This window comes from Methylobacterium sp. CCH7-A2, from assembly GCF_001557075.1.
Classification (GTDB): Bacteria; Pseudomonadota; Alphaproteobacteria; order Rhizobiales; family Beijerinckiaceae; genus Allobosea; species Allobosea massiliensis.
On record NZ_LSKN01000167.1, the window covers coordinates 1 to 14,338 of the forward strand.

At 63.6% G+C, this 14,338-nt stretch carries 12 protein-coding genes; 10 read left to right on the top strand and 2 right to left on the bottom strand.

The window, feature by feature from the left end; translation table 11 throughout:
- The first annotated feature begins 130 nt into the window (after nucleotides 1-130).
- Nucleotides 131-1,171, top strand: a complete 1,041-nt coding sequence (locus AX750_RS12940; protein WP_066734112.1) for a 2-dehydropantoate 2-reductase N-terminal domain-containing protein — start codon at nucleotides 131-133, stop codon at nucleotides 1,169-1,171.
- Nucleotides 1,144-1,899, top strand: a complete 756-nt coding sequence (locus AX750_RS12945; protein ID WP_066734115.1) for an SDR family oxidoreductase — start codon at nucleotides 1,144-1,146, stop codon at nucleotides 1,897-1,899. Before AX750_RS12940 ends, AX750_RS12945 begins: the two co-directional genes overlap by 28 nt.
- A gap of 375 nt (nucleotides 1,900-2,274) precedes the next feature.
- Here AX750_RS12945 and AX750_RS12950 read toward each other — a convergent pair whose 3' ends face one another.
- Nucleotides 2,275-4,311 (bottom strand): NAD(+) synthase, encoded by a 2,037-nt coding sequence (locus AX750_RS12950; RefSeq protein ID WP_066734118.1) that lies wholly within the window; start codon nucleotides 4,309-4,311, stop codon nucleotides 2,275-2,277.
- 194 nt (nucleotides 4,312-4,505) lie between these two features.
- Between AX750_RS12950 and AX750_RS12955 the strand changes: the two genes are divergently transcribed.
- Complete coding sequence (locus AX750_RS12955; protein ID WP_082734909.1) at nucleotides 4,506-5,411, top strand: glycosyltransferase family 2 protein; 906 nt, start codon at nucleotides 4,506-4,508, stop codon at nucleotides 5,409-5,411.
- Here AX750_RS12955 and AX750_RS25545 read toward each other — a convergent pair.
- Nucleotides 5,408-6,304, bottom strand: coding sequence for a rhamnan synthesis F family protein (locus AX750_RS25545; protein WP_082734910.1), 897 nt, complete (start codon nucleotides 6,302-6,304; stop codon nucleotides 5,408-5,410). The two genes, AX750_RS12955 and AX750_RS25545, sit on opposite strands and share 4 nt — an antisense overlap.
- Nucleotides 6,305-6,667: 363 nt before the next feature.
- On the opposite strand from AX750_RS25545, the gene rfbB reads away from it, so the two are divergent.
- From rfbB to AX750_RS12995, 7 genes are all read left to right on the top strand, one after another.
- Nucleotides 6,668-7,723 (top strand): dTDP-glucose 4,6-dehydratase, encoded by a 1,056-nt coding sequence (gene rfbB, locus AX750_RS12965; protein WP_066734125.1) that lies wholly within the window; start codon nucleotides 6,668-6,670, stop codon nucleotides 7,721-7,723.
- A gap of 17 nt (nucleotides 7,724-7,740) precedes the next feature.
- Nucleotides 7,741-8,298, top strand: a complete 558-nt coding sequence (rfbC, locus tag AX750_RS12970) for a dTDP-4-dehydrorhamnose 3,5-epimerase (RefSeq protein ID WP_066734128.1) — start codon at nucleotides 7,741-7,743, stop codon at nucleotides 8,296-8,298.
- Nucleotides 8,299-8,316: 18 nt separating this feature from the next.
- The gene (gene rfbD, locus AX750_RS12975; protein WP_066734131.1) at nucleotides 8,317-9,210 is read left to right on the top strand and encodes a dTDP-4-dehydrorhamnose reductase; all 894 of its coding nucleotides are present in this window, start codon (nucleotides 8,317-8,319) and stop codon (nucleotides 9,208-9,210) included.
- A 6-nt stretch (nucleotides 9,211-9,216) separates the two neighbouring features.
- The gene (gene rfbA, locus AX750_RS12980) at nucleotides 9,217-10,098 is read left to right on the top strand and encodes a glucose-1-phosphate thymidylyltransferase RfbA (protein WP_066734137.1); all 882 of its coding nucleotides are present in this window, start codon (nucleotides 9,217-9,219) and stop codon (nucleotides 10,096-10,098) included.
- A 253-nt stretch (nucleotides 10,099-10,351) separates the two neighbouring features.
- Nucleotides 10,352-11,692, top strand: a complete 1,341-nt coding sequence (locus tag AX750_RS12985) for a glycosyltransferase (protein ID WP_067254384.1) — start codon at nucleotides 10,352-10,354, stop codon at nucleotides 11,690-11,692.
- A 38-nt stretch (nucleotides 11,693-11,730) separates the two neighbouring features.
- Nucleotides 11,731-12,699, top strand: a complete 969-nt coding sequence (locus tag AX750_RS12990; protein ID WP_066734141.1) for an NAD-dependent epimerase/dehydratase family protein — start codon at nucleotides 11,731-11,733, stop codon at nucleotides 12,697-12,699.
- A complete protein-coding gene (locus AX750_RS12995; RefSeq protein WP_066734143.1) occupies nucleotides 12,696-14,051 on the top strand; it encodes a glycosyltransferase family 4 protein in 1,356 nt (451 codons plus the stop codon). The genes AX750_RS12990 and AX750_RS12995 overlap by 4 nt, the downstream gene beginning before the upstream one ends.
- The last annotated feature ends 287 nt before the right edge of the window (nucleotides 14,052-14,338 follow it).

Genomic DNA, 14,338 nt, shown 5'->3' on the forward strand with positions numbered 1-14,338 from the left:
CGTGGGCTCGGAGATGTGTATAAGAGACAGGTCCTGCATCGTCTTGCCGAGCGGCACTGCCCCCCATCCCTAACCCTTCCCCACCGCAAGCGGGGGGAAGGGGATCGGTCAGCGCATCCGGAGCCTACCCATGACCACCGAACCGATCCTGATCTGGGGCGCCGGCGCGATCGGCGGCACGCTCGGCGCCTATTGGGCGCGCGCAGGTATCCCCGTTCTACTGGTCGATATCGTGCCCGAGCATGTCGAGGCCTGCCGGACGACGGGGCTTTCGATCACCGGGCCGATCGACACTTTCACGCAGGTCATCCCCGCCGTCACCCCGGCCGAGCTGACCGGGACCTACAAGCGCATCGTGCTCGCCGTGAAGGCCGGCGCGACCGACGAGGCGGTCGCGGCGCTCGAGCCCCATCTCGCGCCGGACGGTTACGTCCTTTCGGCTCAGAACGGCCTCAACGAGATCGCCATCGCGGCCGTCGTCGGGGCGGAGCGGACGATGGGCTGCTTCGTCAATTTCGGCGCCGACTGGCACGGCCCCGGCGAGATCCTCTACGGCAATGAGGGGGCCGTCGTCGTCGGCGAGATCGACGGGCAGATCACGCCGCGTGCCATCGAGATGCACAAGCTTCTGCTCGGTTTCGAGCCCAAATCGATCCTGACCACCAATATCTGGGGCTATCTCTGGGGCAAGCTCTCCTATGGCGCGATGCTGTTCGGCACCGCACTGACGCAGGATTCGATGTCGGCGAACTTCGCCGATCCCGACCGCCTCGTGGTCTGGCTGGCGCTCGGCCAGGAGGTCGCCGCGGTGGCGGCGGCGCGCGGCGTCAAGACGCTGGGTTTCGGCGAATTCGACCCGATGGTGTTCGCGCCGGGCCAGCCGGAATATCCGCAGATCGAGACGATCGCCTGGCTCGCCGACTACACCTCCAAGACCGCCAAGACCCATTCCGGCATCTGGCGCGACCTCGCCGTGCGCAAGCGCAAGACCGAGGTCGATCCGCAGATCGGCATCATCGCCGCGCTCGGGCGCGAGGCCGGCGTGCCGACGCCGGCGGTCGAGACGCTGGTGACCCTGATCCACGACATCGAGGACGGCCGGCGGCCGCAATCCTTCGAGACCCTGAAAGTGCTGATCGACCGATGCAAATCCGTTTTGACGACCGCGTAGCCCTCGTCACCGGCGCGGCCCAGGGCATCGGGCGCGCCATCGCCGCCGCCCTGGTCGAGGCCGGCGCCACCGTCCATCTCGCCGACATCGACGCCGAAGGCGTCGCCGCCACGGCGGCCGCGATCGGCGCCGTTCCCCATGCGGTCGATCTCGGCTCGGCCGAGGCCGCGGCCAAGCTCGTCGCCGACATCGTCGCGCAAAGCGGGCGGCTAGAGCTTCTGGTCCATGCGGCGGGTGGCGTGCGCGGCCAGGTCGGGCGTCCGATCGAAGCGATCTCGGAGGCCGACTGGCGGGTGATCTTCGCGGCGAATGTCGATTCCGCCTTCTTCCTGGCGCAGGCGGCGGCTCCGGCGATGAAGGCTTCGAGGCATGGCCGGATCGTCACGATCTCCTCAGGTGCGGGCCTGCGGCCGAGCCTGACCGGCATCCAGGCCTATTCATCCGCCAAGCATGCGCTGGTCGGGTTGACCAAGCAGCTCGCCTGGGAGTTCGGTCCGCATGGCATCACGGTGAATTCGGTGGCGCCGGGGTTTGTGCGCTCCAACCCCGCGACCGAACGGCAATGGGAGAGCTATGGGCCGGAAGGTCAGAAGCGTCTGGTCGAGGGCATCCATACCCGCCGCCTCGGCACGCCCGCCGACATCGCGGCCGCCAGCCTGTTCTTCCTGAGCGAGCAGGCGGGCTGGATCACCGGCCAGGTCCTCTCGGTGGATGGCGGGCGTTCCTAGGGGTTGCTCACATTGGTAACGATCCCACAGCAAGCGCGATGTGATAATGACATCGTCGTGAGACCGACAAACATCCATTGCGACCAGCTGCGTCCAACCGGTTCGTCCAAAACAGCCCCTGGACCTCGCGTGTCGTCGCCCCCGGCGACATGGCTGCGGAAGCTGGCGACGTTGCGAGACAAGCAGCAGCAGGCTGCAGAACGAGAATGGTATCAGCGTGTGGATGAGTTGCGACGGCAAATTGCTGTCATGGAGAATCTAGCACGCGCTAAGGGCTGGGAGATCGAACGCGGGTAACTCCCACGGCCGAGCTTCTTCGACACACCATCCCTGTTTGGTGTTCTGATGTGCCTGGACGGACGACGCCCTCGACGGTCAGGGTATGCGATCCAGATCGGCCATCCAGGCGCTCGCAGACGCATCGCTCGGCGCGCGCCAGTCGCCGCGCGGCGAGAGCGAGCCGCCCGAGGAGACCTTCGGCCCGTTGGGCATTGCCGAGCGCTTGAACTGGCTGGTCTCGAAGAAGCGGCGCACGAAGACGGTGAGCCAGCGCTTGATCGTCGGCAGGTCGTAGGCGACATGCTTGACCGCCTCCATATGCGGCGGCCAGGCGCCGCGCGCCGCATCTGCCCAGGCATGCTGGGAGAGGAAGGCGATCTTGCTCGGACGGAAGCCGTAGCGCGTCGTGTAGTACAGGTTGAAATCCTGCAGCGCATAGGGGCCGACGAAATCCTCGGTCTTCTGGCTTGGCCCGTCGCCCTCACCCGGCACCAGCTCGGGCGAGATCTCGGTGGCGAGGATCGCCTCGAGCGTCACTGATGCCTCCGCGCCGAAGCGCTCGCTGCGGGCGACCCAGCGGATGAGATGCTGGATCAGCGTCTTCGAGACCGAGCCGTTGACGTTGTAATGGGACATCTGGTCGCCGACGCCATAGGTGCACCAGCCCAGCGCCAGCTCCGAGAGATCGCCCGTGCCGAGCACGAGGCCGTTGTTCTTGTTGGCGAGGCGGAACAGCAGCGAGGTGCGCGCGCCCGCCTGCACGTTCTCGAAGGTGATGTCGTAGACCGGCTGCCCCTCGGCGAAGGGGTGGCCGATATCGACCAGCATCTGTCGGCAGGCCGGGGTCATGTCGATCTCGGCGGCGGTGACGCCGAGCGCCTTCATCAGCCGCCAGGCATTGGTCTTGGTGCCGGCGCTCGTGGCGAAGGCGGGCAGCGTGTAGGCGAGGATGTTGGCGCGGGGCAGGCCGAGCGCATCCATCGTGTCGGCGGCGACGAGCAGCGCCTGCGTCGAATCCAGCCCGCCGGAAACGCCGATGACGATCTTGTCGACGCGGGTGCTGGCCAGCCGCTGGCGCAGGCCATGCGACTGGATGTTGTAAGCTTCAAAACAGAGCTCGTTCAGCCGGGCATCGTCCGAGGGGACGAAGGGAAAGCGCTCGATCGCGCGCTTCAGGCCGAGATCGCCCTCGCAGTCCGGCTCCAGCACGAACGCGATGCGGCGAAAGCCGAGCCGGTCGCGTAGCGCATCGGCATTGTCGCCGAAGGTGTTCATGCGCAGCCGGTCGAGCGCCAGCCGCTCGAGATCGATATCGGCGAGGATCAGCTGCGGCTCGCCGGCGAAACGCTCGGCCTCGGCCAGCAGGGCGCCGTTCTCGTAGATCATCGCCTGCCCGTCCCAGGCGAGATCGGTGGTCGACTCACCCGTACCAGCGGCGGAATAGGCATAGGCCGCGATGCAGCGGCCGGAATGGGCCTTGCACAGGGTGTGGCGCCAGTCGGACTTGCCGATGGTGACGTTGGAGGCGGAGAGGTTGAGCAGCACCGTTGCGCCCGCCAGTGCCGCAAACGAACTCGGCGGCACCGGCATCCAGACATCCTCGCAGATCTCTATGTGGAGCGCGAGATCGGGGATGTCGGAGGCGGTGAGCAGGATGTCCGTGCCGAAGGGCACCTCCTGCCCGCAGAGCTCGATCGCGGTAATGCCGGCACGCTCGCCCGAGGCGAACTGTCTGCGCTCGTAGAATTCGCGGTAGTTCGGCAGATAGGTCTTCGGGACAGCGGCGAGGATGCGGCCGCGATGCACGGCGATGGCGCAGTTGAAGAGCCGTCCCTCGACGCGCAGCGGCGCGCCGACGACAGCCACCGCCCGCAGGTTACGGCTCTCGTCGACCAGCGCAGCCAGCGCACCGCGCACCGCATCGAGCAGCGCGCTCTGCATATGCAGATCGTCGATCGCATAGGCGCTAAGGCCGAGCTCCGGGAACAGTACGACCGAGGCGCCCTCGCCGTCCGCCTGGCGCAGCAGCGGCAGCATCTGCGTGAGGTTGAACGCCGGATCGGCCACCTTCAGCCGCGGCGCCGCGCAGGCGAGACGGACGAAGCCGTGGCTGTGGAGGTTGTGAAAGCTCATGCTATCGATGGTCTCTGCCGCCCCGTGACGTCGCGGCGGACCGCCGGGACCGCCCCCGTTATCGCGCAAGCCGCCGGTCGGCGACAAGGGCGAGAGGCGGATCGGTGACGTGCGTCGGGGACGAGTCGGGTCCGACGCCGTTGCCGGCCCGCGCCGGAACGGTCTATGGCGTAGCCTCTCGATGAGGACAGGCCGTGACGACAGGATCCGACGGGCGAGGGCGAATTGCACGTGCCTGTGCGGCGGTCGTGCTGTATCGGCCCGACCCTTCATTGCTGGCCCGCCAGGCCGAAGGGCTTCGGGGCTGCCCCTTCTTCGCCTTCGCTAACGGGCCGGTGGACGACGCCGCGCTCGCGGCGCTGGTACCCACGGATCTGCGCCTGATCCGGAGCCCCGTCAATCTCGGACTCGGCCACGGCCTGAACGCCGTCATGGCGGCGGCGGCAGGAGAGGGCTTCGACCAGGTGATGCTGCTCGACCAGGACAGCGAGCCCGGCCCTCGCCTCCTGGAGGCCCTCGCGGATCGCTCGGCCGCCTTGCGGGATGCTGGGCTGCGGGTGGGCGTACTGGCCCCGCGGCTCGTGCCGCCGCCGGAGGGGCATTACAAACCGATCCGCTACGAGTGGCGCCGCGGGGCGGACGAGGCAGGGCTCGCCGCAGTCGACTTTGCGCCGACCTCGGCCTCCCTCGTCAGCATGGCGGCCTATGCCGATGTCGGCGGCTTCCGCGAAGACTTCTTCATCGCGGGCATCGACGTCGAATGGGGCTTCCGAGCGTGGCGTCGCGGCTGGGGTTCCTATGTTGCGACCGACCTCACCGTGCCGCATCGCTGGGGTGAAGCAGTCAGCTCCGATGAGCTTGGCAAGCCGCAGATCCTGCGCCATTCGCGGCTGCGCAACTATTACTACGCCCGCAACGTCATTGCGACCGCTCGACTCGGGCATGTGCCGTGGCGCTGGCGGGCCAAATCCTGCGCGGCGCTGGCAGCGCAGATCGTGGTTCTCGCCGCCAAGGGGGCGAATGGGTCGCTGGAGCCGTTGCGGGCTGGGCTCCTCGACGGATTGAGGGGTCGGCTCGGCTCCGCACCGACAGAATACTAAAGGTCCGCATGCGGTCTTAAAATCTTGCCTTTAGTGTCGCGAACGAGAAATCCGTCTGCCCAAGCCGATATGGTAAAACATCTCTCGATGGCGTGATGAAGGGTGCCGTCTAGTTGGCGAGCCTCGGGCTCAAAATCTTCTTGCGTCAATTCGAGAGCTCGCAAGCGGTTCAATGCTGCCGGTCTGAACCAGAACATCGATCCCTCGAAAAAGCCGAGCTGCATCGCCTCAGACGGAGCATTCATTCTCGCGGCTATCGCGCAAACCCGAGCTTCATTGCCCATCCAGTACGGCAGGGCGTCGCGGTAGCAGGCCGACCAGCCGACTAGCCCGGAATCTGCCGCTTCGAACAACGCCAGAGTGCGCCGAGTCTGATTTCGCTCTCCAGCAAGCATGGTAAAGAGAAGCTTGCGTCGTATTTCTCCATCCAAGAGATGCGGGCTCCGTTTCGTATGGAGCTTCAAGACAGCATCGTAGCCATCGAACGTGCCAGCATTGAGCAACTCTAGGAAGGGGGCGACGTCACGCCCACGATTTTGGCAGGGATGAACGGTGACCGTCGCCATGCCGTCGGTCAAACGGACGGCATCGTCGCTACGATCATGAGGGACCGTGAGATGGAGCGGCGAGCCTTCAGGCAGCGTTGCGTGGCACCGCAATATCTCCGGCAGGAGATCGAGATAATAGAGGTGGGCGACCACAGCGGCCCGGACGGCTGGCTGGCGCGCGGGCCTTCGATATGCACTCAAAGCCAAGCGCAGCCTCTCGCCTGGGCGTGACACAAAAATGGCGCCAACGGTTAGGGCCGTGATCTTCTGAAACACATGGCGAAGATAAGCGCGAGACCGCAGCCCAAGGCGGATAGCAGCCGCTAAACGTGAAGACGGAGCCATACGCCGAACCTAATCCGTCCAGGGCGCGCGACGAAGATCGGCACCGTCAGTATCTGCTGCATTGGAAGCCAAAAAGACCGCATTGGTGTTGCCGTCAAGACGACGACGCTTCAGTGGGCTGATCTGCTGATCGTGTTTGTAAGAGCTGCGCGGCTACGCGGGCCCCAACATGCGGAAAGCGACAATGTTATGCACCGTTGTTGAACCAGCCATCCTGGGCTCTGGACCGAGGCGGAGGAACATACAGCGTTACGAATCGGGCGCCGGTTTCCTCTAGCCATGCTTGACAGCGCTCGGCGAGGCTGTTTCTTCCGTCTAGGTTCGCAACCACTCCCATCAGCAACAGCTTCCGGAGCAGACGGCGTGTCATTGAGGTTTCTGGTCACCGGAGGAGCAGGCTTCATCGGTTCTGCAGTGGTGCGCAAGCTGATCGGCGAGACGCAGCACGGAGTTTGCGTCGTCGACAAGCTGACCTATGCCGGCAACCTTGCTTCTCTCGCGTCGGTGGCGGGCAGCAACCGCTACCGCTTCGAGCATGCCGACATCGGCGACGGCGAGCGCATGCGAGCGCTCTTCGCCGAGTTCAAGCCCGACATCGTCATGCATCTTGCCGCCGAGAGCCATGTCGACCGTTCGATAGACGGACCAGGGGACTTTATCCAGACCAACATCGTCGGCACCTTCGCGCTTCTGCAGGAGGCGCTGCGGCACTGGCGCGGCCTCGAAGGCGAGGCCAAGGATCGCTTCCGCTTTCATCACATCTCGACCGACGAGGTTTTCGGCTCGCTTGGCGAGGAAGGCTTTTTCCGCGAGGATACGGCCTACCAGCCGAATTCGCCCTATTCCGCCTCGAAAGCGGCGTCTGACCATCTCGTGCGCGCCTGGCACCACACCTATGGCCTCCCGGTTGTGATGACCAATTGCTCCAACAATTACGGGCCCTATCACTTCCCCGAGAAGCTGATTCCGCTGATGATCATCAACGCTCTGGAGGGGAAGCAGCTGCCGATCTACGGCAACGGTCTCAACGTGCGCGACTGGCTTTACGTGGATGATCATGCCGATGCGCTTCTGACCGTGGCCGAGCGCGGCCGTCTGGGCGAAAGCTACAATATCGGTGGGCACAACGAGAAGACGAACATCCAGGTCGTGAAGGGCATCTGCGCCATCCTCGACAAACTCAGGCCGGACCCGGCCGGCCCTCATGAGCGGCTGATCGCTTACGTGACGGATCGTCCCGGTCACGATGCGCGTTACGCGATCGATGCCGGAAAGATCGGACGTGAGCTCGGCTGGAGCCCCAAGGAGACCTTCGAGACCGGCCTGCATCGCACGGTCGAATGGTATCTCGCCAATGAAAAGTGGTGGGGCGACATCCGTTCCGGCGTGTATCGCGGCGAGCGGCTCGGCGCGGCCTGAACTGGACGGACGAGATCATGCTCAGCGTCGAAGAGACCGCCATCCCCTCGGTCAAGATCATCACCCCCAAAAGGCATGGCGACCATCGCGGCTTCTTCTCCGAAGTCTACAAGAAGTCCGACCTGGCTGCGGCGGGGATCGACCTCGTCTTCGTGCAGGACAACCATTCTCTTTCGGCGCAGGTCGGTACGCTGCGAGGCCTGCATTTCCAATCGGCACCCTTCGCGCAGGACAAGCTGGTCCGCGTGGCCAAAGGCCGCGCTTTGGACGTGGCCGTGGACCTGCGCGCATCCTCACCGACCTTCGGACAGCATGTCGCGGTCGAGCTTTCGGGCGAGAACTGGCGCCAGCTCCTGGTGCCCGTCGGCTTCGCCCATGGTTTTGTGACGCTCGAGCCGGACACCGAGGTGCTCTACAAGGTGACGGCCCCCTATGGTCCGGCCAACGACCATGGCCTCGCCTTCGACGATCCGGCCCTCGGCATCGACTGGCGCCTGCCCCATTCCGAACTCGTTCTTTCAGATAAAGACCGCAAGCATCCGCGCCTGGCCGATCTGCCGCGCTATTTCGGCTGAACGCAGGAGCGACCAGCCATGAGGATCACCGTCACGGGACATTCGGGCCAGGTCGTGCTTTCGATGCTGGAGCGCGCGTCGCGCGGCATGTCCGTGATGGCGCTGGGCCGCCCTACGCTCGATCTGGAGCAGATGAGTTCGATCGCCCCAGCGCTCGCCGCCACCCGGCCGGACATCGTCGTCAATGCCGCAGCCTTCACGGCGGTCGACCTGGCGGAAAGCGAAGAAGCAACGGCTCGAACGGTGAATGGTGTCGCCGCCGGCGAGGTAGCGCGCGCCACGGCCGCCCTCGGCGTGCCGATCATCCAGATCTCGACGGACTATGTCTTCGGCGGCAGCCTGGACCGGCCCTATCGGGAAGAGGACCCCGTGGGGCCGATCTCGGCCTATGGCCGCAGCAAGCTCGCAGGCGAAGAGGCTGTGGCCGCCGCCAATCCCAACCATGCGATCCTCCGGACGGCCTGGGTTTACAGCCCCTTCGGCAAGAACTTCGTCAAGACCATGCTACGGCTGGCTGAGACGTGCGACGAGGTCGGCGTCGTGGCGGACCAGTCCGGCTGCCCGACCAGTGCCCTCGATATCGCGGATGCGGTCTTCGCCGTGGCCCATAATCTGGTTCAGCGCCCCACCCAGGCGGCTCTGCGTGGAGTCTTCCACATGGGCGCGCAGGGCGAGGCGGTCTGGGCCGATGTGGCCGAGGCGATCTTCGCCGAGCGGGAGCGGCTGGGCGGCACGTCCGTGCGGGTCAAGCGCATCGCCACGGCCGATTATCCGACGCCGGCGAAGCGTCCGGCCAATTCGCGACTGGACTCCTCCAAGCTCAAGACGGTTCATGGGGCTGCTCTGCCGCATTGGCAGGCCTCGCTCGCATCCTGTGTGCGCCGGCTCCTGAGCACCGAACAGACGGGATAGACGACGATGAAGGGCATCATCCTGGCCGGCGGTTCCGGCACGCGGCTGCACCCGATGACGCTGGCGATGTCGAAGCAGCTTCTGCCTGTCTACGACAAGCCGATGATCTATTATCCGCTCTCGACGCTGATGCTGGCGGGCATCCGCGAGGTGCTGATCATTTCCACCCCGCACGACCTGCCGCACTTCAAGCGCCTGCTGGGCGACGGCTCGGACTGGGGCATGAGCCTGTCCTATGCCGAACAGCCGCATCCGGGCGGTCTGGCGCAGGCCTACCTCATCGGTGCCGATTTCGTCGCCGGCCAGCCCTCGGTGCTGATCCTCGGCGACAACCTGTTCTACGGCCACACCCTGCCGGAAATGATGGCTTCCGCCTCGGCGCGGGCCAAGGGCGCGAGCGTCTTCGCCTATCATGTCCGGGACCCGGAGCGTTACGGCGTGGTGGCGTTCGACGCCGCCGGCAAGGCGATCTCGATCGAGGAGAAGCCCAAGACGCCGAAATCGAACTGGGCCGTGACGGGCCTCTATTTCTACGACGAGACTGTCGTCGACATCGCCGCCAACCTCAAGCCGTCCGCCCGCGGCGAACTCGAGATCACCGATGTCAACCGGGTCTATCTCGAACGTGGCGAGCTCTCGGTCGAATGCATGGGCCGCGGCTTCGCCTGGCTCGACACGGGCACCCCCGACAGCCTTCTGGAAGCCGGCGAGTTCGTGCGCACGCTGGAGAGCCGCCAGGGCCTGCGCATCGCCTGCCCGGAGGAGATTGCCTATCGGCAAGGCTGGATCTCTGTCGAGGAGCTGGTCAAGCTTGGGGAAGTCCTAAAAAAGGGTGATTATGGGCGCTATATACTTGGAATTGCCGACGAATATGTCCCAATCCATTAGATGTCCCGACTGGTCCGCAAACACAGGCAAGTCAGTACTATTTGGACGGCAAATACCGGCAACCGCAACGTTCCTGGTCCTAAGTCACTGGCAGCCGCGTTTCGCGAGGAGGCTTTATCGGATCCCCCCGCGCGACAAGACGCTTCAGAGGTCGCAAGCTTCAATTTTGAGACCTGCAGTCCAGACTGCTTTGCGAAATCCGCGCGCGACTTAGGCAGATGAACACTGGTGAGACGGCGGAGGACTTAAAGCTTTGGGTCTGCGTGTAGCGCTGATCATTCATCAATTCCTGCCGCGTCATGCTGCAGGAACCGAGCAGTTGACACTAAAGCTCGCTTTGGCCTTGCGCGCTCGTGAAATTGATGTGGTGATTGTGACGGCGGAGCCGACGTCGACCGCAGCTCCGACAATCACACACGACAGCATAGATGGCGTGCCTGTATTGCGCCTGCACGGCATCGCCATCCACGATCCCTTCGTTGGCATCAGTAATCCTACGGCAGACGGACTCTTGCGTGAAGCGCTGGAGCGCGTGTCGCCCGATCTGGTCCATGTTTTTCACTTTAGCCATGTGGGTATCGGCGTGATCAACGTGGTTGACGCGTTGCGCGTGCCTATGGTGTTCACCGCAACCGACTTCTGGTGGCGCTGCCCGCTCGCGCGGCTGCAGGCGATCGAAGGCACGCGCTGCAATGGCCCGGGGCTGCTCGGAGCAAGATGCCTTCGGCATCGCCTTGTACTCGGTTTCCGGCACGGAACGCTTGCCGCGCGCGTTTGCGCGTCGGTCCCATCATGGCTCTACGCATTCCCGTTGCTGGTTGCACGGACAGCTTCGTCGTTCCTGCCTTTGGCAACGCGGGCCGCGGAACTCTCGCGCCGCCAGGACCACCTGCGCCGCCATGCGCAACGGATCGGGTTGTCCCTCGCTCCTACGGCGGCGGTTCGCGACGAAATGCTCCTGGCCGGCTTCCACCCCGACAGGGTACGGCTTCTCCCGTTCGGCATCGACGCCCCCGAAGCGTTCCACTCCGATGATGCCGCGCGCCCGTTCACGATCGGCTTCATCGGCACGTTGCGCTCACACAAGGGTGCGCATTTCCTTCTTGAAGCCGCGGGCCGCCTGCCTGCCGACACTAAGGCCAGGATTCAGATCTACGGTGATCGCGCGACCGATACTGCTTATGCGGAGAGCCTCGACAAGCTGGCTCGCGCATCTACGATACCCGTCACATTCGAAGGGGCATTCGCAGAGAACCGGTTCGGGCGCGTTTTGGCAGGTCTCGATGTGGTCGTGGTGCCCTCGCTCTGGATGGAAAACCGTCCGCTGGTCCTGCTTTCGTCGCTCCTTTCGCGCAAGCCTGTCGTTGTAACCGATCAACCCGGTCTCACCTGCGAGGTTGTACATGGGGAGAATGGGCTGGTTGTGCCCCCTAACGATGCCGATGCTCTGGCTAAATCTCTATATCGACTGAGTCAAGATACTGGTTTGCGCGAACATCTAGCAAGTCATCCAAGACGCCCCATGAGAATGGATTTATATGTCGATGCGCTACAGGCAATTTACCGTGAGGTTGCGCGCCCGACCTTCAGGTAATAACAAGCGCCCTTCGAGAGCGGGATCGGTTCGTTGGAATGGCTAGTCACTTGATTCTTGGCGGAGGCGGTTTCGTGGCCCGGCATGTGGCTGCGCTTCTCGCCATGCGCGGCGAAAACGTGCGCCTTGCTGCCCGGAGCCGGACCCCCGCAATTGATGCCATGCTGGCCCAAGGCATGACGGCGGTTTTTGGCGACATCCGTGATGCGGACTGGCAGCGGCTGCTCGATGGTGTCGACGTGGTGCACCACTACGCTTGGTCGACAGTTCCCAGCAGCGCAGATCGCGACCCCGTCGGGGATCTCAACGGCAACGTTCGCCCAACCCTTTCCCTGCTGGAAGCCATGCGCGCCCGGGGTGGCGGGCGCATCGTCTTCGCTTCTTCCGGCGGAACGGTTTATGGCCTCTTGCGCCAAATTCCTGCCGGCGAAGACCAGCCTGTCGAGCCGATCTCGTTCTATGGCGTCGGCAAGGCTACCGCAGAACGCTACTTGTCGGTCTACAGGAGCCAGCACAATATCGACGCTCGGATCGCCCGACTATCGAACCCTTTTGGGGTCGGCCAGAGTCTCGCGGGCAATCAGGGTGCGGCCACGCTTTTCCTTCACCGAAGCGTTGCCAACGAGCGGATTCGCATTTTCGGCGATGGAATGGTTGTGCGCGATTACATCCATGTTGCGGATGCTGCCGATGCGTTGGTGGCACTCGCAACGCTGGACTTGCCGCCCGAGGCCCCGTACGTATTCAACATCGGGACCGGGGTGGGCGTCAGCCTCAACGAGATCCTTGATGTCCTCGCCCGTTGCCTAAACCGGAAACTCGATATCGAACGCGTCTCCGGGCGCGCCTACGATGTTCCAGTCAACGTGCTTGAGGTATCACTCATACGCCATTGGCTGGGGTGGTCGGCTCGTCTGAGTTTCGAAGAAGGTATCCGCAGGGCAATCTCCGATCTCAGCAATGGGAACAGCGTGATGTCATCATTGAATGACGCTGCTGCCCGATGAGAGTCGCTCTTTTCGTCCATTGTTTCTTTCCCGATCACTTCTACGGGACGGAAACGTACACGCTGGGGCTCGCTAAGCATCTTCAGTCGTTTGGTCACGAGGTTACCGTCGTCGCTGGCGTCTTCCAAGGCGAGCCACGTCGCGATGCTATCGTCACGCACTCTAGCTATGATGGCGTGCCGGTCATCACGATAGACAAAAACTACGAACCGCACACGCGCGTGCGCGAGACGTACTTTCACGAAGCCATGCGGCCGCATTTGACAGCAGTGCTGCGCAAACTATCGCCCGACGTCGTTCATGTCACGCACCTTATCAACCACACGGCAGTCCTGCTTGAAGCGACCAAGGATCTTGGGCTACCTTTGGTTGCAACACTCACGGACTTCTTTGGCTTTTGCTACAATAACAAACTCGAAGCTTCGGATGGCTCGCTTTGTGCGGGACCCGATCGCTGGCGCTCAAATTGTATCGCCTGTCATCTGAGAGCTGCAGCGTCAGGCGAAGAACCCCGCGCGAAAAGGCTCGCAGGCATTCCGCATGGATGGCGTCTGGGAGGCTTTGCCTTGCGCGCGGCGGTGGCATTCGGTTGGCCCCGAATCGCGGGAGCCGACGCGATTGTTCCGGACATCGTGGAACGTCCTGAAGTACTGTCGCGCACCTATGAGTGTTATGATGCCATGATCGCTCCCACACAATTCTTGCGTGATGCGTATGTTCGCAATGGTTTCAGCGGGCCGCGTATAAGCCTGAGTCGGTTTGGTATCGATATCGATCGAACACCCAAGCCGGCACGCGCACCCCATGCGCCGCTGACGTTCGGATTCATCGGCCAGATCGCAGCCCACAAAGGCACGTCACTTATCGTTCGAGCGGCACGGGCGATGCCCCCGGGAAGCGTGCGCCTGCTCATCTATGGGCCTGAGGATCAAGACAAGGAGTATATGGGCTCGCTGCTGGAAGCCGCCGGACCTGAGACGGAGTTCCGTGGGACATTCAAGCCCGAGCGGATGGCCGACGTTCTGGCAGAAATGGATGTCCTTGCTATCCCGTCCACCTGGTATGAGAATAGTCCACTTGTGTTGTTGAATGCGTTAGCAACCCACACTCCAGTCCTTGTGTCGGACGTGCAGGGCTTGACTGAGTTTATTGAGGAAGGCCGCGATGGCTGGAGTTTCCGTCGCGGTGATCTGGCGGATTTGACGAGGGTCATGGGCAAGCTCGCGGCTGATCCCAGAGCGGTTCGGGCAGCCAGCGCCAACACGTCTTATGTACGCACGACGCGGTCGATGGCGAGCGAGGTCGAGGCGATTTATGACCGGCTTGTCAACAGCAGACCGAGCGTTGATTGAACCTTGGATCCGAGACCATTTGGTGGATCGGCGGGGGGCGGAGTTTCCGGCCTGGAGTGCGCCCTTTGAGGCGGATAGTGTGACGATAGGGAATTGACCGGGAAGCCGGGCTTTCGAAGGATGAAAGCCCATGGCCCGACACCGCACCCACAGCATCGAGTTCAAGCGCCAGGTGGCGCAGGCGCCTGGCCTCCGACACGTCCATCCCGCCGAACTTCGCCTTCCACGTATCAGAGTTGGCTCGGGAAATCTGGACACCGGGCATAGGTGGATTTTCGGCCTGAACG